Raw genomic sequence first — 22,022 nt, forward strand, 5'->3', positions numbered from 1 at the left:
TCCAATTCTGAGCTGCTGCAATGGTTAGAATCCCTGTGATCGTCATGTGCCTCAGTGCAAGGGGACCTCCCTATGTTTTCAAGGTCTTCCAAAGTCAACGGAACATAATGGGATTGGGAACATAAGCCGGATAACCTGCGCAGTGGTGTCAGCATGGCCTGTCGGTATGATCCGGAGCTGAATCCCAGCTACCAACAACTGGCCAAGCATTATCAGGTAGCCATCCTCCCGGCCAGCCCCTACAAGCCCAAGGATAAATCCAAGGCAGAAGTGGGCGTACAGATCGTTGAAGGCTGGAACCTGGCACGATTGTGCCACCACACCTTCTTCACCCTCGCCGAAGCCAATCAATGCTCTCGACCGTTGCTTGAAGAACTCAATAGCCGCCCGTTCCGGCGGCTGCCGGGTAACCGGCAGATAGCCTTCGAGACATTAGATTAGCCAGCTCTGCGCCCCTTGCCGAAACAACCTTATGAGTACGTCGAGATCCGGCGTTGCCGGGTCAATATCGATTACCACATCGAGTTCGACCAGCACCATTACTCGGTACCGCACCAGTACGAGGGCGAGCAGGTAGAAGTCCAGACCAGCGATCACTTTGCAGATCCACTTCCGGCAACGCCAGGTGGCGAGTCATCCACGGCGTTACCGGCCGGGCACCACCACCGAAGCTGATCACATGCCTGCCCGGCATCGCAAACATCAACAATGGACCCCGGGGCGTCTCAAAAACTGGGCCCGGGAGTACCCCAGCCAACGTCTGAACGTCGGCTGCCGCATCGCCAATCGAGAAGGCCTGAACCGCCTAAAGCACATCAAGGCCATTCTCCAGAGCAACCGGGACAAGCTGTCGGAACAGCTTCCCCTGAACGCCGAACTCCCCCAGTACCACGAGAACATCCGTGGCCCGAAGAGCTTCCACTAGGACATCACCCATAAGCACAACACAGACCCTGGCACGACTGAAAGACCTGAAGCTGGGCGGCATGGCTGCCGCCCTGAAACACCAACAAAACCAGCCGAGCACTTACGACGAGCTGCCGTTCGCCGAGCGTCTGGAACTGCTGCTGGACTGGGAGTTCCAGGCCCGCTTCAAACTCCGGGCCTCGATCCAGGACATCGACTACCAGCACCCCCGCAATCTGAAGAAAGCTCAGGTGGCCCAGCTGGCTCAGACCGACTGGCTGGAGCGTGGCCAGAACCTGTTGATCACCGGCCCCTGCGGCAGCGGGAAAACCTACCTGGGCTGCGCACTGGGATATCAGGCCTGCCTGAACGGCCTCAGCACCCGGTACTACCGGATCTCCCGGTTACTGCTGGAACTGACCCAGACCAAAGCAGATGGCACCTACCAGAAGACGCTGAACCAACTGGTCAAAGTGAAACTGCTGATTCTGGATGACTGGGGGCTGGAAGCCCTGAAACCGGCACACCGGAACGACCTGATGGAGATCATGGATGACCGCCACGGCACACACTCAACCATGATCATCAGCCAACTGCCTACCGATCAGTGGTATGCCACCATCGGCGATAACACTCTGGCTGACGCCATCTTGGACCGGCTCATGCACAACGCCCATCGCTGGGCGCTGAAAGGAGAATCAATGAGAAAACGACTTTAGGAAATTGACTGAACGTGAACACCCGGAGTAAAACCTCCGGTGGGTGATGCGTTAAGAAATGAGGTGTTCACGTTCGCCGGAATACGCAATTTACTTTATTCAATAATCGAAAAAAACCCGACCCTGTGGGTCGGGTGAAGCACAATACGGGCTTCTCAGATACAACAAACCAATTCGAACACCAGCACCACTAGAAGCTGTACATCAGCTGGGCTTGCAGGCGCACCGCGTCACCCTTTTCTCCAGCCTGAGTCTCACGGCTATGCAGTCCAGTTTCAATGCCATAACGGATACCCTGCACTGGCGACCACATATAGTTAAGATAAATACTTTCAAAGGTATCGTTTGCATCTCCAACCAGAGCACCCGCCCTTACAGCGTCATCCAAGTCGGCCGTTGAAAGACCATAACCAAGGTTAAGAGTGCCCACACCAGCCTTCGCAGATAACCCCAGGGTTCCACCAATCGACTCAATAGTCTCTACATCACCGGATAAGTCCACATAAGCTGGAGAGGCAGGATTAAGATACTGATACCCACCCATTCCATCACCAGCGGTCAGCGAACCTCGCACGGTGAGAATGTCTGTGACTGGAGCTGATGCCTCTAGATTAACACCCCACCCGAAAGCACTTTCCTCTTCATTAGTTACTTGGTCAAAGTACTCTAATTGACGAACTACAGCAGACGCACCAATCTGGGCACCGCTGAGAACTGCCTGATAGCGCAGCGTGAGATCTGGGAGGCTCTCTTTTGCAACTGGCTGAATTGCAACATTGGCACTCCCAGCAACACCTCCTCGCCATGCACCTCCCTGCTCCAAAGCCACGGACAAGCCACCAGTGGTGTACCTCAGTTGTGGCTGGCGTAACATAGCGCCCTGACCCGGCTGCCCCAGATGATCCAAAGTAGGAGTATTACCTACAAATGTACCAAAATTAGTCCAATTTTGGCCTGCCATAATACCGTTGAATTGTAGATAAGCATGGCGGAGGCGAAATGGACCAGCCCCGCCAGGCGTATTGAAGTCACCCTCTATAACAGACGTAACATTGCCATGCTTAGTTTCCGTGTCAGTCCGCACGCCAAGACGGCTGTGAGAAGCATCAAACTGAGTATGACCGGTCACACTATCGACGCTATCTAAATCAATAGCACCCAGGGTCGCATAAGTGCCCAAACGATTATCAACGTCGTGAATCATGTTGAGCTTGGCAAAGCCATAAATATTGACCTTGGAATCTCCCGCACTGAAGCCGACAGCCGGCACTTGGGATGCACTCAAAGCACTGATGGCGAATACCAACGCAGCCCTGCAGAATTTTTTATTAGACATGAACTCCCCCTGAAATATCACTTTTTGTTATAAAATGTGTTTAGTTTCTCTAAACTGATAGTGACTTACTGCTATCCAGCCCCTCTTAGTTAACGCAACCCTCTATCCCTGACAGATCTGAAATGATCATCTCCTGCGAAAATCATTCTGTTGCAGGAGATTGACGTCCCCCGAGCGCCTCGCATCCTAAAACGCTGAGACCCCTGAGGCTATCTGTCGGTCCAGCGATTCGACTGAAGGCGAACTCAGTACATCACACGGTTTAATGTGTGTCAATTATTTCTAGGACAACCAATCTTCCTCACGGAGAGTATCGCTGCGATACAAGAAGAAGTTTTTTCTGAGGTATAATATTCCCTTTTGTTATATTGAATAATGAAAATCGCACCATAGAATTACAAGTTACGCTGTTTTTATTAGTTTTTTTAAGGCTACTCCGAGGCCATATATTCCTTTTTGGCATGCATTGGTATTTTCTGAGGAATGCTTTTAGTCTTTCTTTCACCCCCTCCAGCTCCACAGACTTTGCACTTAAATCAATCAAATTTTTATCCGAAATAATGAATTTTCATGGAATTCAATTATTGTTTGCAGAGAAGACTTAGCCCAAAAAGCATGCCTAGACCCACTGAAGAGCGGATTCCCGTCGTCTTGAAGCCGTCGCGGAGGAAAGCCAGAGACTGAAGCGAGTGGTGGATATCCCCAAGCCAGGACAAATCAGGCTCCAAGACGTGCTGTTTGCTCGCCTAGCAATCGTCATTTTATCGGTGGTCTCCGAAAGCGATTCGAGGGAGGAGAAGTTGGTTTTATTTTACGAATCCGTTGCTCCGAATTCATCGTCTTTGCACATGCTATACCGGGAAGAGGGCCTGTCACTGAAGCTCAAACGGGCCAAGGAAGATGAATGCAAAGAGTCGCAGCGAGTTTGTCAATCACAGCTGGGAGATGGACTTCCTATCGAATGCGCTGTTTGACGGCAATCGACTTCGATTTGCTGACAACCATTGATCCGTTCACGCCGGAGAGCCTTGGCTTCATCGCAGAACGGAGCTTGAAAGGTACAGACGTCGAAGAAGCATTAACGGGAGCGATTATCTTAGAAACCATCCTCAAATGTTGAGGTCGCGGTAGGAATGCTGATGACTCCGCACCCCTCGCACGGATCCCAGCAAGCACAGGGCTCCTCCCTCGGGTTCTAGCGTCAAAACGATGCAACGGCTGTGGAGTAAGCGCCAATAAACCAGCACCTACATTCAGCTCTTAAGATTGCCCACACTGATTTCCTCGTCAACCTCAGGAGGAATCAGCATGACGCAGGCCGAACGAAAACGCGCTTGGCAGCGGCATATCACGGACTGGCAGGCGTCTGGCTTGTCCGGAATGGCGTACTGCAAGCAGCAGTCACTGACCTATTGCCAGTTTGTCTATTGGCGCAAGAAACTGATCAATCCGGAGCCGGTTTCGGATGAGCCAGCGATGTCCGGGTTTGCCAGAGCTGCCCCCATTCCGGGCGCGGACTCACCAGAAGGGTTAACCGTTTCATTGCCGGGCGGTGTCTCGATCACCGGCCTGCACGCTGGTAATGTCGAATTGCTGAGCGCCGTTCTGAGGCAACTGTGATGCGCCATCGGTATCTTCGTCCCTCTTGGGATTTGCCGGAGATTTACCTGTATCGAAAACCCGTCGACTTCCGGAAGCAGGCCAACGGTCTGGCTCTGATTGTGGAACAGGAGTTGGGGCACAGTCCCTTCTCCGGAGCGCTTTATGCCTTCACCAACCGGCAACGCAACAAGATCAAGTGTCTGATGTGGGAAGACAACGGCTTCGTGCTTTACTACAAAGCTCTGGCGGAAGAACGATTCAAGTGGCCGGGCCCGTCCGATGAGCTGATGTCGCTGACTGGCGAGCAGATCAACTGGTTGCTGGACGGCTACGACATCACGCTGTTACGAGGCCATAAAACCCTGCATTATGACAGTGTTGGGTAGCACTTTTAGTGGCACTTTTTCTGTGATTTAGGGCGTTGTTTTTGCTATAATTTCGCCATGAAAACAATGCCTGATAACGCCTCCGGAACACCCGATCTCAGCGGTCTCTCCAGCGCTGAAATGATGGCCGTTATCCGTGATATGCAAGGCCAGCTGGCTGCAAAAGAAGCCGAACTTCAGCAGCGTGATCAAGCGGTCAAAGTGCGCGAAAACTACATCGCCATTCTCGAAGAGTTACTACGCTACAAAAAAATCCAGCAGTTCGCTGCCAGCAGCGAAAAGCAGCCCAACCAGATCACCCTGTTCGATGAGGCTGAACTGGAAGTCGGGATTGACGAGTTGCGCGATGAGTTGCCTGAGGGGATCGAAGAGGCTGATGCACCTCCTCGTTCACGCAAGCGCCGTCAACGTGGCTTCTCCGATAAGCTGCTACGTGAGCGCATCGAACTAACGCTTAGCGAGGAAGAGAAAGCCGGGGCCAGCAAGACCTTCCTCACCAAGGTGAAAGAAGAGCTGGAATACATCCCGGCCCAACTGAAAGTGCTGGAATACTGGCAGGAAAAAGCCGTCTTCGAACAGAATGGCGAAGAACGCATTGTGGTAGCGTCTCGTTCAGTCCATCCGCTGGGCAAGTGCATTGCCACACCGTCACTGCTAGCCTACCTCATCACCTCCAAATACGCCGACGGCTTACCGCTGTACCGGCAGGAGCAGATGCTCAAGCGTCTGGGTCACGAAGTCAGTCGTACCAGTATGGCGCATTGGATTATCCGTCTGAACGATGTATTCAAACCGTTGATCAACCTGATGCGGGAAACCCAGAACAGCAGTAATTATCTTCAAGCTGATGAGAGCCGGATTCAGGTGCTCAAGGAAGACGGTAAATCGGTTCACTCCGATAAATGGATGTGGGTCACCCGGGGTGGCCCACCCGGCAAGCCCACGGTTCTGTTCGAATACGACCCCTCTCGTGGCGGCAAAGTACCCGTGCGCCTGCTGGATGACTTCCGGGGCATCCTGCAAGCCGATGGCTATTCCGGCTATGGGCAGGTGTGCCGCGAAAATAAGCTGACCCGGATAGGCTGTTGGGATCAGGCTCGGCGTAAGTTCGTGGAAGCGTCCCGTGCTGCGCTGGCCAAAGGCAAACCCTCGAAAGCCGATGTGGCCTTGAGCCACATCCGGAAACTGTACGCGGTTGAAAAAGCCGCTCAGGATCTGAGCGATGCCGAGCGTTACCGGGTTCGTCAGGAAAAGAGCCTGCCTCTGCTGAAAGCCTTCAAAGTCTGGCTGGAGAAACATGCGCCAAAGGTGATGAAAGGCATGCTCACCCGTAAGGCAATGGACTATACCCTGAACCAGTGGGACACCCTGACAGGCTATTGTGAACGTGGCGACCTACAGATCAGTAACGTGCTGGCTGAAAATGCCATCCGGCCCTTCGCCGTTGGCCGCAAGGCCTGGCTGTTTGCCGATACCACACAAGGCGCGAACGCCAGTGCCACCTGCTATTCTCTGATCGAAACGGCCAAGGCAAACAATCTGGAGCCCTCCGCTTACATCCACCATGTGCTGAAGCACATTGCCGAAGCGGATACCCTTGAAAAACTGGAAACACTGTTGCCCTGGAATGCTGAGTTGGCGGGTTCAAAAAAAGTGGCTCAGTACGATTAGGGCAAGTGGGTCGATTTAACGGCGCTTACGCTACAACGAGCAGCGGCAACGGCTTTGTGCGCCATCTCGCGACGGAGAGATGGCTTTACCACTTTCCCTCAAGAGCTTCCTTGCGCAACTCAGACTTGAGCCGTTCTTCGGCATACATCTTCTTCAGCCGCCGGTTCTCATCCTCAAGCTCTTTCATACGCTTGATCATGGAGGTATCCATGCCGCCAAATTTGGCTCGCCATTTATAAAAGCTGGCACTGCTCATGCCGTGCTCGCGGCATAACTCAGGAACGGGCACGCCGTTTTCAGCTTGCTTCAAGATCGCCATGATTTGGCTATCGGAAAAACGTGACTTCTTTTGAGCACCTCGGTTTTGCGGGGGGATTACCCCCGGCACTAACTTCAGTCTCCTAACAGTCAATCAACGCGCTCAGGCAGAGGAGGATAGTACTCACCGTTTATGAAAGATTGTTCCGGGAAGTAGCCCCTAAGAAAAATAGCAAAATGGCCATTTGGGGCAGGCAACCAATTATTAAGACGATTTTCACCGGGTTCATCATGCGAGATCCAAATGTCTAGCGAACCATCGTCGTTCCAGATGAGACCCTGTGTCCTGTCACCTATCGAGTGTCTATTGAGTTTATTTTTCGTGAAGAAATAGCGCCCTTCTCCATCAGGCTCATACAGGCTGATTGACCAGAAGGATTTAACAGGAGGAAGCTGGTCAGCCGGGAAGTGCAGACGCCATAGGTGGGTGCCGTCTAACACCAAGTTGTCTTGCCCTTCCATAAAGCGCGCATAGATAGCTTCATCAATGGTCAATGCGCCAAGACCACTCATAGAAACCCTCGCACGATAATGGAAATGCTGCCCAAAATTACCAATGTAAGGCTTTGGAAATACCCACCTACTCGCTTTGCCATTAGGTAATTTAGTTGAAGCTAGATGATCATGAGCCTCCCTAATTCCCTCAGAAATTGCCTGAAGCATACGCTCATCCTGGCTATTACTCGCCCGATCCAGCCCCATCCGCCGGAAGTTATCAATAAACACCTCATCCTGCTTCGATGGTGGATTTTCTTCAATCAGCTTCCAAATAGTTTCGAGCCATTCCAAGGGCTTGTCTGGCGACTCCGGAGGCATAACAGGAGGGCCTGCAGGTGCTGGCGCATCAATCTGAATATTGTCTTGAACGGCATGAGCCTGCGGGAGATCCTCCTCACCATTCACCAGCGTTCTCCCGAGCACCCATAACCACGGTGTAGATGCCCTAGTAACCCCTTGCGTTTCAACTTCGTCAGAATCAGGGGCAATAAATTTCCTGGTCTCGGATTTACCGTCAGTCTGGCTGGTCCCCATGTACACAATGTTATTGGTGTACATGTCCAGGAAGGCCAGCGAAAAATACCGATCTCCGGTATCAGGAGTTGTAATTATGATTGGCCCGTTTCTCAAATCAAGCCACGCCATTGAATACAGTGTGTCGTTATTCGGAGTTGTCACAACTCGCTCTCCATGACTGAATAGCGCCCTGGAGTGGTGAAATTCATTTACATCGGTTTGACTTAGCTCTTTTTTTCTCGACAGGGCCATTTCAATAAGTGGACATGAAAAAGCATAGAGATCTTTGACAGACTCCTTAATATCATCATAATTATTTTTATCTAAATTGAAGTCAAAAAGCGGATACCAGACTGTCATTGAAAACTCCTTAAAGATAACATTAGATATATAAAATAAAACTATAGGGCTTATTACCGTTGTACTTTTTCGATACGTGGAAGAAAATAAACCCCAGATATCATCTCTGGTTTAGCCAGATAGGCACGAAATAAAAGGACAAACGGGCCCGAAGGTCCCGGCAACCAATTAGATCTTTTGGATACGCCAGGATCCTGATTCCCGATATAAAGATCGAGAGAACCATCCTGGTTATAACTCAACTCCTTCGTTCGATCCCCGATTGCATAACGATTTTCACTGTTCTCATAGAAAAAAAACAAACCTTCCCCGGTTGGCTCGTAGAGTGTCAGTGACCAGAATGCTTCTACCGGAGGTAATTTATCTGCTGAAAAATGAAGCCTCCAGTTTTGCCTACCATCCAGATATTCTCCACCTTGCTCATTGTATGAACGCATATAAGTTGCTTCTTCTGGAACAAGAGCAGCAAGAGAGTGAATAGCTACAGCAGCCCGCAACGAATATTTATTTCGGAAATCTCCAATGGCTCCTGAAAAATAACTCCAACCATCTGACCTCATTTCGTATTGAGCCTGAATGGAGTCGAGAGCATCTCTTGCTTTCTTGACGCCCTTGGCAATAGCCTCCCTTTCCTCGTCACCGAAAGACAATGGATCAAACCCACTACCATCACCCAGCCCCGCAACGGCAAGACGACTAATGATTCCGCGATCTGACGCCCTCGGATAATTGCACCTAATCAATAAGTTTGAAGCTTCAAAATACTCGTTCCACTCTGATAATCTGTTGCTTTCAATCGACTCGGGGTGGTGCCCCGTTTCTTTTGCCGAAATTTCAAATTGGTCCTGTAATGCTCGAACCTCATCCAGATCCTCATCCCCATCAATGAGGATCCTTACAAGCGCCCATACATAAGGTGTTGGAGATCGAATAGCGCTATTATCACCATCAGGTATATCGCTTAACGGTGGATAGATATTAAACTCCCCACCAAGAGCACCAATAGTTCGCGAACTGATAATTTCAAAATTGTTCGTGTAATAGTCCATTAGCGCAAGCGAATAATATCGATCTATGATAGCCGGAACCTTAATAGTCACCGGCCCTGATGTGAGATCAAGCCATGCGTCCGAATACAAGGTATCGTTGTTCGGCATGGTCACAACCCGACTATTGGCATTAAGCAGCTTTTTGGAATGCAGCCACTCATTCATACCTTTCTTTTTTATTCGCTTTTGACGTATATCCTCCATCACCACCAGAGGAAGACTAAAAAGGTAGCCATCGCGGGCCGTGTCCTCCAAAAACTTCAACCAATCCTTTCTGCGTCTATTAGCAAGAGAGCTATGAGCGGTCATAATCTTGCCCTCATTACCGGCCAATCATTAAGGCATCAATCGCTACAACACCTTTCCCTTTTTCTTTAACAAGGAGAGGATTAATATCAAGCGAGTCAAGAGTTTCACCGGCGCTTATCGAGAAATTGGAAACCCTGACTATGGTTTTAGCCAATGCATCAACATCTACAGTGGGACGCCCGCGCACTCCATCAAACAGAGCTGCGGCACGAAGCTCGAAAATCATTTTTTTTGCATCGACAAAGGTAACAGGAGCGGTCCGAAAACTGACATCTTTAAGTACTTCAACGAAGATACCGCCGACACCAAGCATTACGACTGGTCCAAACACGAGATCCCGGTTGACCCCAATAATACATTCAAGTTCGCCTGACTCCATTGGTGCTAGCATCACGCCATGGATATCAGCATCTGGTTGATTAGACGAGACTGACGATAGTATCTCATTAAAGGCTTGGCGCACTTCTTCCTGATTGGCCAAATTGAGTTTAACCCCTCCAATATCGGACTTATGTAAGATATCTGGGGAAACAACCTTGGCTACACATGTCACGCCTTCTAAAGAATTGAATGCTTTTACTGCTTCATCGGCGGACTTGGCAAGAATTGCCTTACTTGTCGGGACACCTGCTCTGGCAAGCAAGCTGAACGCCTCAGGTTCGGTATATATCTTGCTTTCAAGCTTGAAAACGTCCATCGGACTCTCTAGCTCTGAGTCGATTGAAGTAGAACAATCTCCGCTCAAATTGGCTAACTGTGCCAGCGCCGCTAATGCTCGTATAGCCCTTGTCGGATCTTCAAACACCAGGCATCCATGTTGCTCCAGTATGCTTCTGGTTTCGGCCGAACATACGGTCACGACTGTAAGTGGATAGTTTTTGAACTCCTGTTTCACTTCAATAATCTGATCAACCATTCCTTTGGCGAGAGGCCCCATGCCTCCTGCTGCAAGAAAACAGATCAATGAATCGTATTGACCTGAATCCAACATCAGCTTCATCGTTTTGCTCATCAGTGCCAAGTCGTTAGTAATCTGACCGGTGATGTCGACTGGGTTACGTGGGGCTGAGAAAGGAACAAGCTCCAGTATTTTTTCCTGTTCCGGCTTCGGTAACTCTGGCAGCGCCAAGCCATACTCATCGGCTGCATCCGCCATCAGGACGCCAGCGCCTCCAGATACCGTAAATATGCCTGTTCTGTTACTTTGCGGAAGTCCCGCGACCGAAAAGGCATAAGCAACATCGAAAAACTCTTCAATAGAATGAGCCCTATAAGCACCATGCTTTCTGAATACAGCATCAAAAATCGCGTCCTCGCCTGCCAGCGCCGCTGTATGAGAAGCCACAGCCTGAGCCCCAAGCTCGGTTTTTCCAACTTTAGTAACGATGACAGGTTTACCAGCCTTTCGAGCAGCTTCTAAAGCACGCTCAAGCTTACGACCGTCTTTGCAGCCTTCCATATAACCCAAAATCACATCCGTATCAGGATCATTAGCTAACCATTCAACACATTCAGAAAAGTCGACCCCGCCTTCATTCCCGGTAGCAACCCAATAGCTCAGCCCCATATCCCGCTCCCGGGCAAGCGCAAAGACATACGCGCCGTATGCACCACTCTGGCTAACCACTCCAATACGTCCCGGTTTGGTAATTCCCTGACGGATGACCGGTGTAAAAGTTGAGAAGACTTTGTTCTGGAGGTTCATGAAGCCCAGACAATTGGGACCGAGTACCTTGATACCAGCTTCCTCCAGACGGGCAACGAACTTCTCCTGGACTCTGGCACCCTCTTCGCCGATTTCGGAAAATCCAGACGAGAATACGACTACGCCCTTTACTTTTGCGGCAATAACGTCGTCGACTACTTCCAGAATATACTTACCAGGAGCTGCTATAATCGCAAGATCAATGGATCCTTTAATATCCCGAATTGATTTGTAAGCCTTTAGTCCCTGAATCTCTTCTGACTTAGAGTTAACCGGATAAATCTGACCTTCATAACCATGCTCTTTTAAAGAGGCTATTGGCAAGCCACCAATTTTAGCCGGTGAGGAAGATGCACCGATAACAGCTATAGATTCAGGTTTAAACAGCGCATCGAGAGTATTCATTGTCATAATTGTTTCCTTATGCATCGTCACTAAAGAGCGAAAGCGTTATGTGCTAGATGTTTTTGCCGCTGAAGCCAACAAGAGGTCACATTCCGTAGTGATATACTGTTTTTTGCCAGAAGAGGCCCGCACACAACACCTCCCGCTGGGTGAACCATCTCGTTACTGAACAGCAGAGCTGCTGCGATCAATAACCTTTTCGGAACGCCAAAATTCCTGGTCGATCAGCTGCAAAGTCAACCAAAGTTGTTAGCAGCAGCCACATGCAGCCACTAAATCACAAACAATTAATTGATGTCAATTAGTTTTGGGAAAAGGCACCGATGTAGCTTTTCCTTGACCACCAAGAGAGACAGCGCCCCCCCTGCCATGGAGGTATCGTTCCACCCCACAACTAGACCAACCTTGAACGACCAAGATTTATTCAACATATTGTTTTTTATGAATTATTATAATATTTTATGGAGAGCCTGCCGCTCAGAACTCCTGAATGACACCCCTCTCGATCACGATAAACTCAAACAAAAAGACACTTAGGGGATTTTGGCAGAGCAAGGACCATAAAGCCCAAATAATGTAGGTACATTACTTGCTTGTCGCCGGCCAGTCCGGGCTTATTCCTTGAATCCCAGGCGACTCGGTTTGAAGATGTAAGTGGGTCGATCTAGGGGCGCGGTAATGCCCCCGAAAAACCGAGGTGCTCAAAAGTAGAATTTTCCGTAAGCTAAACGCAGGGAGATTCTGCATGAAGAAATCACGTTTTTCCGATAGCCAAATCATGGCGATCTTGAAGCAAGCTGAAAACGGCGTGCCCGTTCCTGAGTTATGCCGCGAGCACGGCATGAGCAGTGCCAGCTTTTATAAATGGCGAGCCAAATTTGGCGGCATGGATACCTCCATGATCAAGCGTATGAAAGAGCTTGAGGATGAGAACCGGCGGCTGAAGAAGATGTATGCCGAAGAACGGCTCAAGTCTGAGTTGCGCAAGGAAGCTCTTGAGGGAAAGTGGTAAAGCCATCTCTCCGTCGCGAGATGGCGCACAAAGCCGTTGCCGCTGCTCGTTGTAGCATTCGCCAAGCCTGCGAGGTCTTCAGTGTCAGTGAGTTCTGCTATCGCTACCGGGCTAAGCTCAGTAGTGAAAATGTCGAGATCGCGGATCTGTTGGTGCGCTTAACCTATAACCAGAGAAACTGGGGGTTCGGTCTGTGTTTTCTGTACCTGCGCAACGTGAAGGGGTATCACTGGAACCACAAACGCGTTTACCGAATCTATCGGGAACTGGAGCTGAACCTGCGTATCAAGCCTCGTAAGCGGCTGGTACGTGAGAAACCCGAGCCATTGTCGGTGCCCACGACCATCAACACCAACTGGTCCATGGACTTCATGCACGACCAGTTAGAGGATGGCCGAAGTTACCGGCTGTTCAATGTGATTGACGATTACAACCGGGAAGGTCTTGGGATTGAGGTAGACCTATCACTGCCCTCTGAGCGTGTGATCCGAGCTTTAGACCAGATTATCGAGTGGCGGGGAAAGCCCATGCAAATTCGCTGCGACAATGGTCCAGAATACATCAGTGCTACCTTGGCCGCGTGAGCTAAGAGGCACGATATTACACTGGTCTTTATCCACCCCGGCAACCCACAGCAGAATGCGTACATCGAGCGTTACAACCGCACTGTGCGTTATGGCTGGCTGGCCCAATACCTGTTCCACTCGGTTGAAGAGATTCAGGAATATGCAACACAGTGGCTATGGACCTACAATAATGAACGGCCCAACATGGCTCTCGGAGGTATTACCCCACAACAGAAATTGGCCATGGTGGCCTGAACTCTACTTTTGATGCCCTCTTAAAATGGGGGGATTACCGCGCTTACAAAGAGGATAGCCAGCGACCGAAGAAGCTTGTGCGCGAAGATTTTGGCAGCTCCAACTGTCTGAGCTGAGCAGTATTAATTACTGTGTGGATCCATTAACCATTACATAAGACCATCAGATCTTCCCCGAGCCGAGCAGATGCTGGCTCACTGCCATATCGATGGCCTCTTCTCTGGTTGTGACATTCAATTTTTTAAAAATGCTGTTAATGTGTGTTTTAACCGTACTCACTCCCACAAAGAGTGAGCCAGCAATCTCATGATTGCTCCGCCCGTCCGCAATCAGCCTGAGGACATCCAACTCTCTTTTGGTCAGCCCCTCTATCGAAGCACCACCAGGCTTTACGTTCGAAGCATAATGCCCAGACGGCGCTACCAGCAGGGATTCAACGAATTCCCTATAAGTCAGTAAAGCAACACCACGCTCGTCTGGCTGGGAGGAGGTTACCCCCTCACGGAAAAGCTCCAACAAATCACGCCCTTCCTGATGGAACAGCGTCAGCAAGTCATATTCAGCGGCCAGCCTGACCGCATCATCTATGGCCGTGATAGCACGATCAATACGGTCTCTGTCCCGATATAGAGCCGCCAGAAGGATGTGTGCCTCAATCAACAAAACACGATTACTTTGAGCACCACATTCCGAGATCAGGCGCTTGCAGGTGCGGAAGGATTCCCGCCAACCACCTGCCCGCATTTGCAACCAACCATAGGTCAGGCGCTCCTCAGGAAGGGTGTTGACTCCCATCTGTCCGTGAATACCATCCCACTCCAACTCCCAAGTTCGGACAGCGGGATCGTCCGTCGCTTTTCTCAGGCCAAGCCGAGCCCGGTGGGATGAGCACAGTCGGTATATACCGTTCAGTTCATATTTGTCAGCAATAGTTCTCGCATCGTCCCAGGTTCTCGCGGCGATTTCGATATCGTTTCGGGCGCAACACACTAACGCTATTCGGTGTAAGACCCAAGGAAGAGCCGCTGTTGGCGGATATTTCTGGGCGATTGCGAGCGCGGTTTCCAATAGCTTTTCTGCCTCCTCAAGTCTGTTCTGGACAGTGCGCAGCGCCCCCAACCCGAGAAAATAGAAAATATCGTAGAAGTTATAGCTGGCCGAAGGGGAAGTCTCCGAAGGTTTCAGCCCTAGGAATCGCTGCTCGGCCAGCTCCAGATTCCCCTTGGCGAGATCAATCTGCCCGAGAATGTAAGCAGGCGTGTTCGTGTATCCAACCAAACCAAATTGCTTTAACTCAGCCAATGCCTGCTCTGCATCTTCCCTTGCTTGTGGCAAGATACCCAATGCCAGATAGCAGTCGGCCCGGTGATGTCTCATAACAGCAGTTGCTGCGTTATCTGGACGGCCCTCATGCAGCACATCGTCGGCTAACCGTATACCCTCACAGAAATTACCTCTGAGATGAGCCAGATGTGCCGCAAGATAGGCGCGAGTTTGATAAAGCCTTTCCCTGCTCGCGTATGCCGGGGGGCTTTCGATCAACCGCTTAAGCCGATCCATACAGATTTGAATTCGATCCACATCATGTATGACATGCACAACGGCTGATTCCATGACCGTAACTGCAAAAAAATCGTCCCCAAGATCATCCGGCAAATTGTCCAACCCTTTTACGAGGTCACTGACATCTCCTTCCCGTATCAGGTCAAACGTATGTTTTTTCAGTATATTCAGAAAGGCTTCAACATCCCGGCTTCGACCATATTGGTGCAAGGCTTCAGCATAATGTTCATGTTTATGGAACCAATCCGCAGCCCTATGATGAAGGAACTGGGCCTCAGTAAGCGCAGTGCGGCTGTATCGTCGATATAGCGCCTGCTGCAATATGGGATGGAATCGATACCAACCTTTGGTACTGGATTTAACCTGGAGAAAACAATTTTCTCGGATCAAACGTTTGATGGGAACGCTTTGTGCGGGGAGTTTTGACAACAACTGCGCCAGCTCGATACCGAAACTTTCCACGACCGACATATGAAGCATAAATTGCTGAGCAGACACAGGCAGCTTTACCATCACCTCTTCATAGAAATAGTCATCAAGGTATTGCTCTGCCAGCGCACGCACACGTTTTATGTCGGGAAACGAATCATTTCGTCGGCGCATTTCGAGGTAGGCGACTGACCACAATTGAATACCAGTCGGCCACCCTTCCAGGATGTTGTTTAACTCATAAACATCCTCGGATGATATGTTCACCCCTGACATTTTGAACATGCTGACTGCTTCCTCGGCCCTGAAGGCGAGTTCCTCCTCAGTAATATCAAAAACCCGGCCCGACGCCCGCAATTTCGCCGTGGCAAACAGCGGTTGGCGCCGGGATCCCATGAGAAATTTGACGTTCGCAGGTGCGTGTTTAAGTATCTGTTCTATAACCCGGATTGCTTGGGGAGATTTAATGAAATGGCAATCATCCAACGCAAGCAGAACTGGACGTTTGTATCTCTGAATCAAATTTAACAGTCTAGATAATACGGCTTCGGAATCAGCTTCGTTGTTCAAACCAACTTTATTGGACTTATCCTTGGTGTCTGAAACCATTTCAGCTCGAGCGAGTGCCTCGGCCAGGTGCTCTACCAATCGAGTGGGGTCATTATCTTTCGCATCAAGGCTCAGCCACAGAGAGCGTCCTTCAAACTGGCGGCAATACTGGATCATGGATACGGTTTTCCCGTACCCCGCCGGGGCGCAGATGAGTGCCACTGCGGACCCACCCAGTTGCCGGTACTGATCTATTAACCTTTTGCGTTTTATTTCAGTGGACAGAAAACAGGGAGGCTGGAGTTTTCCATCAAAAACAGGAACGTTAGTCATATCCGACATACCTAAACCGAACGGCAATACTGGTAGTGTATCGTCCATGATGCACGGTGCGAATGGTACCTGAAGCTCTAAAGAAGTCTAATCCCCATAATTGGTCCCAGATGCTCACCTACTGAAATCTCAACCCGTCCACCCTAAATTCCAACCCGGTTTCCACCTTCAGGTGGAAGCCGATATCACGTTTGACTGCTAAAAATGAGAACCTTCCAATGACAAAATCAGGAACTTCCGATGATCGAACAACTACTGGATGAACGGGATATCACCTTTCAGCTTTATGAGGTGCTGGACTCAGAAAAGTTGTTGAAGCGTCCGCGATACAGCGAACACAACCTTGAAGCATTCAAGGCCACATTGGATACCGCGCAAAAAATTGCAAAGAAGTATTTTGCAAATCACAACCACAAAGGCGACGCAGAAGAGCCGGAGTTTGATGGTGAAAAGGTAAAACTCATTCCAGAGACCCTAGAGGCCTGGAATGCATTTGCGGAATCCGGCTTTCTGGCAGCACACCACGAGTTTGAGCTTGGCGGCATGCAACTGCCTGAAGTCATTCTTAGGGCCAGTATGGCCTATTTTAATGCTGCCAACATAGCCACAACGGGGTACCCATTCCTGAGCATTGGGGCCGCAAACCTAATCAAGTCATTTGCCAGCGAGTCTTTACGGGCACGCTTCCTGCCCCCAATGCTCGAAGGACGCTTCAGCGGCACCATGGCTCTGACAGAACCCAACCAAGGGTCTGCTCTTGCCGACATCAAAACCAAGGCCACGCCCCAAGCCGACGGCACCTACCTCATCCGTGGCCAAAAGATGTACATATCTGGTGGTGACCATGAGCTAACAGAAAACATCGTTCACATGGTACTGGCCAAAATTGAGGGCGCTCCTGCAGGAGTGAAGGGTATTTCATTGTTTATAGTACCCAAGTTCCAGGTTGACGATGATGGTCAGAAAGGCGTTCGGAACGATGTGGCGCTGGCCGGTTTGTTACACAAGATGGGCTATCGGAACACGACCTCAACCGTGCTGAATTTTGGTGAGAAGAAGGGTGCGTTGGGCTATCTGGTGGGAGAACCCCACAAGGGGCTTCAGTACATGTTCCAAATGATGAACGAGGCCCGTATTGGCGTAGCTCTCGGCGCTGCAGCATTAGGGTACCAAGGTTACATTACATCGCTGGCTTATGCCCGTCAGCGGCCACAGGGCCGACTCCCGTCAAACAAGAATCCCGAAAGTAAACAGGTAAACATCATTGACCATGCGGATGTCCGGCGCATGCTTCTTGCCCAGAAGAGCTATGCCGAGGGCGCTTTTTCCCTTTGTCTCTTCGCCAGCTCCCTGTTTGAGGATCAGCACACAGCCGAGACTGAAGAACAGCGGAATCGAGCTGCCGGACTTCTCGATCTTCTGACGCCAGTAGTGAAATCATGGCCATCAAAGTACTGCCTGCAAGCCAACGATCTGGCAATCCAGGTACTTGGAGGAGCCGGTTACACCCGGGAATACCCAGTCGAGCAGTACTACCGTGACAATCGTCTTAACCCCATACACGAAGGTACGGAAGCAATCCATGGCCTTGACCTGCTTGGCAGGAAAATCTGGCTCAATCAAATGGCTGCCTACAAGGATTTCAAGTCAGAAGTCAGGGCCTCTATTGCCGATGCATACAACGGTATCGATACGGTGGAAATGGCCAAGTGTCTCGACAGGGGGTTGCAGCTTCTCGACGAGGTGACAGACAGCCTTGGTAAACAGATCGGCGGGCAAGTCGACAGAGGTCTCGCCAATGCCACCGTATACCTGGATCTTTTTGGACGCGTAGTTGGAGCCTGGATTTGGCTACGTCAGGCTATCAAGGCTACCGAAGGACTACGGAAACCCGGTCTCACAGACAAAGACGCGGCTTTTTATCGAGGAAAGCTTCAGGCTGCCCGATACTACCTGACGTGGGAACTACCCATGATTAACCCACAGGCGGATCTCCTAAAACAAGGCAATAGCGTCTGCTTCGAGACCGAAGATCAGTGGTTCTGAGTCCGGGGCGCTCACCGGAAACGTTTCAATATTTCAGCTAAGGCAACTAAAAATGACGCAGAAAGTAGAGTACACAGCATACGGTCAGATCGCTGTAATTAAGCTTAACAACCCGCCAGTCAACGCACTTGACCACGAGACGCGCCTGAACCTGCAACAAGCATATCATCAGGCTCTGCAAGATGACGCGGTTAAGGCTATCGTCTTGGGATCCACCGGTAAGCTTTTTTGTGGTGGTGCCGATATCCGTGAATTTGGCACCAAGATCGCCTGGGCGGCACCATCACTGCCGGACCTGTGTAATGAACTGGAAGCTTCCAGCAAACCGCTGATTGTCGCGATTAACGGAACGGCAGTTGGGGGTGGTCTGGAGATCGCCTTGTCCTGTGACTACCGAGTAAGTACTAGGGATGCCAAGTTAGGCCTCCCAGAAGTCAATATTGGCCTCATTCCAGGTGCTGGCGGAACTCAACGCCTGCCGCGCCTGGCCAATGTAAAACTTTCCGTGGAAATGATTACCTCCGGGGGCCCAATAACCGCGACCAAAGCTCACGAAGCAGGCCTAGTTGACCAGATTGCTGAGGATGGCCTACTGGAAGCCGCCATCAACTTTGCGCATCAGGTTTTAAAACAGGAAGCACCGTTGCGCACTTGCGCAGAGATTGATGTCGAAACGACAGGCTTACCCCAGGGTTTTTTCTCCGAGTTTCGCGCATCGATTGCTCGAAAAACGCGCGGCTTTCTGGCCCCTGAGTACTGCATTCAGGCCGTTGAGGCCGCTTGTGAGTTACCTCTCGAAAAAGGTCTGGAGAAAGAACGCGAGTTGTTCAACCAGTGCCTGGAGTCCTCCGAGGCACGAGCACAACAACACCTCTTCTTTGCCGAACGGAATGCCACCAAAGTTCCCGACGTAGATCCCGCAACAAGCCCAAGGACTGTCAACAAGGTTGCCATTATTGGTGCGGGCACTATGGGCGGCGGAATCGCCATGAATTTTATCAATGCGGGTATTCCAGTTAGGTTGCTGGAGCTGAAGGAGGAAGCGCTGCAAAAAGGATTGGCAGTTATTCGCAAGAACTACGAAATATCTGCCCAAAAAGGACGCCTTTCGGCGGAGGATGTAGAACAAAGAATGTCACTGATCAGTGGCACCCTCGATTATAGCGACCTTGCGGATACAGACCTGGTGATTGAGGCCGCGTTCGAAAGCATGGAGGTGAAGCGCGCGGTATTTACACAGCTGGATACCTACTGCAAGTCGGGCGCCATTCTCGCCTCCAACACATCAACACTGGATATCGATCAAATCGCATCCTTTACATCCCGCCCCAGGGATGTCATCGGCTTACACTTCTTCAGTCCGGCCAACGTTATGCGTCTGCTTGAGATTGTTAGAGGTGCAAAAACCGCTGACGACGTTGTCGTAACGGCACTGAATATCGCAAAAAAGATCCGGAAAACGCCTGTCGTAGTCGGAGTCTGCTTCGGATTTGTCGGCAACCGAATGCTTGAACCTTACGCTCGTGAAGCTCATCGACTCGTACTTGAGGGCGCCAACCCCGCTCAAATTGATGGGGTACTCACCGACTTCGGAATGGCGATGGGCCCACTGTCTATGTACGATCTGGCAGGTATCGATATCGGCTATCTAGTCAGGGAATCCCGCCGTGACGCCATAAGTCATGACCCCAGCTATGCTCTCATTGGCGACCGTTTGTATGCACTGGGCCGATATGGCCAGAAAACCGGCCGAGGCTTTTATATCTATGAAGGTCGCGAAAAGCATGAGGATCCGGAGGTTCTGGAGTTGGCCAAAGAAATTGCCGATGAGTTGGGAATTCAACAGCGAGAAATTTCCGATCAGGAAATCCTGGAGCGCTGCATTTACATGTTGATTAATGAAGGTGCCGACATTGTTGAAGAAGGTATAGCTTCTCGCTCCAGCGACTGCGATATCGTCTGGATAAATGGCTACGGTTTTCCGGCATGGAGAGGGGGCCCCATGCAATACGCTGATGAGATCGGCCCCGAAACAGTCCTGAAGGCAATCCAGCATTACCGGCAATCGCTAGGTAGCTATGGTGACATGTGGTTCCAGCCATCTGAATTGCTGAAAAACACCGTTGAAAAAGGCCAGAATTTCAGCTTGATCAATAAGTAACCAAAACTTTCCAACACACTGATTCAGGAGAACCAAGTTATGAGAGAAGCAGTTATTGTATCTACTGCCCGCACACCTATAGGCAAAGCCTTCAAGGGCGCTCTGAACAACATCAAGTCACCGACGCTGGCAGCCTCAGCCATCAAAGCGGCGGTTGAGCGCTCCGGCGTTGATCCAGCTGAGATTGAAGATGTGGTGATGGGAAGTGCTCTGCAGGCCGGGACCTCCGGATGGAACCTCGGGCGCATGAGCGCACTGGCGGCCGGGTTGCCGTTAACAGTCAGCGGCCAGACATTGGATCGGCAGTGCGCCTCAGGCCTTATGGCCGTGGCAACGGCTGCGAAACAGGTTATGGTCGACGGCATGAACGTAGTTGTAGGTGGTGGCCAAGAGAACATCAGTGCCGTCCAGAAACAGGCTCTGAGCTGGGCGTTCGATTCAAAAGACGAAACAGTAATCAAGCATGCTGAACACGCTTACATGCCCATGCTGCAAACTGCTGAAATAGTTGTCCGCAAGTACGGCATAAGCCGCGAGGCTCAAGACGAATACTCCCTGTTATCTCAGCAGCGGACTCATGCCGCTCAGAGTGCCGGAAAATTTGATAATGAGATCATCCCGGTCACCGCAACCCAGGCTGTCGTAAACAAGGAGACCAAAGAGGTTTCCTACAAGGAAGTAACGCTGAGTCAGGACGAGGGGAATCGCCCCCAGACTACACTCGATAGCCTCGCCAGCCTCTCACCCGTTATTGAAGGCGGCACCATTACCGCAGGTAACGCCAGCCAACTATCAGATGGCGCCTCCGCCTGTGTAGTAATGGAGCGCAAACTTGCCGAAAAAAGAGGGCTCACACCGCTTGGCATCTACAGGGGCATGACCGTTGCCGGCCTGGAGCCTGAAGAAATGGGAATTGGCCCAGTATACGCTGTACCAAAGCTTCTGAAGCAGCATGGCCTGAGCATTAACGATATTGGCCTGTGGGAGCTAAACGAGGCCTTTGCATGTCAGGTTCTCTACTCGCGGGATAGTCTGGGCATCGATAATGATCTGCTTAACGTTAATGGTGGTAGCATCTCCATTGGCCATCCTTATGGTATGAGTGGTGCCCGGATGATTGGTCATGCATTGCTTGAGGGTAAACGACGTGGAGCCAGGTACGTAGTAGTGACTATGTGTGTTGGCGGAGGAATGGGAGCCGCAGGTCTATTTGAGATCTGCTAGGTTCTTGTCATAGTCTCGGAGAATCCAAAGCTCTCGAATACGAACTGAGGGCTTTGGACCGCTCGCTTCATCGGTCTATAGAGAGATCCCTTTTCGAATACTTC

General features: G+C 50.7%; 13 protein-coding genes and 3 pseudogenes. 10 read left to right on the forward strand and 6 right to left on the reverse strand.

What is annotated here, in order from left to right:
- Positions 1-126 precede the first annotated feature (126 nt).
- Both KO508_RS11710 and istB read left to right on the forward strand, forming a co-directional pair.
- Positions 127-925 (forward strand): annotated as a pseudogene (locus KO508_RS11710) (Mu transposase domain-containing protein); the annotation flags it as partial.
- Positions 926-986: 61 nt separating this feature from the next.
- Entirely contained in the window at positions 987-1,625 is a 639-nt protein-coding gene (istB, locus tag KO508_RS11715) for an IS21-like element helper ATPase IstB (protein WP_252738082.1), read from the forward strand.
- Between the two features lie 190 nt (positions 1,626-1,815).
- Here the strand turns inward: istB and KO508_RS11720 are convergent, their stop codons facing one another.
- Positions 1,816-2,961, reverse strand: a complete 1,146-nt coding sequence (locus KO508_RS11720; protein WP_216008488.1) for a DcaP family trimeric outer membrane transporter — start codon at positions 2,959-2,961, stop codon at positions 1,816-1,818.
- A 961-nt stretch (positions 2,962-3,922) separates the two neighbouring features.
- Between KO508_RS11720 and KO508_RS11725 the strand changes: the two genes are divergently transcribed.
- The 4 genes from KO508_RS11725 to tnpC all read left to right on the forward strand — a co-directional run bounded on the left by KO508_RS11725 (position 3,923) and on the right by tnpC (position 6,620).
- Positions 3,923-4,081, forward strand: coding sequence for a hypothetical protein (locus KO508_RS11725; protein WP_216008489.1), 159 nt, complete (start codon positions 3,923-3,925; stop codon positions 4,079-4,081).
- A 188-nt stretch (positions 4,082-4,269) separates the two neighbouring features.
- The gene (tnpA, locus tag KO508_RS11730; protein WP_216008490.1) at positions 4,270-4,581 is read left to right on the forward strand and encodes an IS66 family insertion sequence element accessory protein TnpA; all 312 of its coding nucleotides are present in this window, start codon (positions 4,270-4,272) and stop codon (positions 4,579-4,581) included.
- Complete coding sequence (tnpB, locus tag KO508_RS11735) at positions 4,581-4,949, forward strand: IS66 family insertion sequence element accessory protein TnpB (RefSeq protein ID WP_216008491.1); 369 nt, start codon at positions 4,581-4,583, stop codon at positions 4,947-4,949. Before tnpA ends, tnpB begins: the two co-directional genes overlap by 1 nt.
- A gap of 57 nt (positions 4,950-5,006) precedes the next feature.
- Positions 5,007-6,620 (forward strand): IS66 family transposase, encoded by a 1,614-nt coding sequence (gene tnpC, locus KO508_RS11740; RefSeq protein ID WP_216008492.1) that lies wholly within the window; start codon positions 5,007-5,009, stop codon positions 6,618-6,620.
- 26 nt (positions 6,621-6,646) lie between these two features.
- Here tnpC and KO508_RS11745 read toward each other — a convergent pair.
- The 4 genes and pseudogenes from KO508_RS11745 to KO508_RS11760 form a co-directional block, all read right to left on the reverse strand.
- Positions 6,647-6,939 (reverse strand): annotated as a pseudogene (locus tag KO508_RS11745) (transposase); the annotation flags it as partial.
- A gap of 89 nt (positions 6,940-7,028) precedes the next feature.
- Complete coding sequence (locus KO508_RS11750) at positions 7,029-8,312, reverse strand: DUF1254 domain-containing protein (RefSeq protein WP_216008493.1); 1,284 nt, start codon at positions 8,310-8,312, stop codon at positions 7,029-7,031.
- A gap of 53 nt (positions 8,313-8,365) precedes the next feature.
- A complete protein-coding gene (locus KO508_RS11755; protein WP_216008494.1) occupies positions 8,366-9,670 on the reverse strand; it encodes a DUF1254 domain-containing protein in 1,305 nt (434 codons plus the stop codon).
- Between the two features lie 13 nt (positions 9,671-9,683).
- The gene (locus tag KO508_RS11760; RefSeq protein ID WP_216008495.1) at positions 9,684-11,786 is read right to left on the reverse strand and encodes an acetate--CoA ligase family protein; all 2,103 of its coding nucleotides are present in this window, start codon (positions 11,784-11,786) and stop codon (positions 9,684-9,686) included.
- A 739-nt stretch (positions 11,787-12,525) separates the two neighbouring features.
- Here KO508_RS11760 and KO508_RS11765 point away from each other — a divergent pair.
- Positions 12,526-13,613: pseudogene (locus KO508_RS11765) on the forward strand (IS3 family transposase).
- A 162-nt stretch (positions 13,614-13,775) separates the two neighbouring features.
- Here KO508_RS11765 and KO508_RS11770 read toward each other — a convergent pair.
- Entirely contained in the window at positions 13,776-16,487 is a 2,712-nt protein-coding gene (locus tag KO508_RS11770; RefSeq protein WP_216008496.1) for a LuxR C-terminal-related transcriptional regulator, read from the reverse strand.
- Between the two features lie 240 nt (positions 16,488-16,727).
- On the opposite strand from KO508_RS11770, the gene KO508_RS11775 reads away from it, so the two are divergent.
- From KO508_RS11775 to KO508_RS11785, 3 genes are read left to right on the forward strand one after another with little or no spacing between them, the layout of a single operon-like run.
- Positions 16,728-18,533 carry an acyl-CoA dehydrogenase gene (locus tag KO508_RS11775; protein WP_216008497.1) on the forward strand — a complete coding sequence of 602 codons (1,806 nt, stop codon included), beginning with the start codon at positions 16,728-16,730 and terminating at the stop codon, positions 18,531-18,533.
- A gap of 52 nt (positions 18,534-18,585) precedes the next feature.
- Entirely contained in the window at positions 18,586-20,694 is a 2,109-nt protein-coding gene (locus tag KO508_RS11780; protein ID WP_216008498.1) for a 3-hydroxyacyl-CoA dehydrogenase NAD-binding domain-containing protein, read from the forward strand.
- Positions 20,695-20,733: 39 nt separating this feature from the next.
- Positions 20,734-21,918: an acetyl-CoA C-acyltransferase gene (locus KO508_RS11785; RefSeq protein WP_216008499.1), complete on the forward strand. Its 1,185-nt coding sequence runs from the start codon at positions 20,734-20,736 to the stop codon at positions 21,916-21,918.
- Positions 21,919-22,022: the final 104 nt, after the last annotated feature.

This window comes from Marinobacter salexigens (assembly GCF_018860765.1).
GTDB classification, from domain to species: Bacteria; Pseudomonadota; Gammaproteobacteria; order Pseudomonadales; family Oleiphilaceae; genus Marinobacter; species Marinobacter salexigens_A.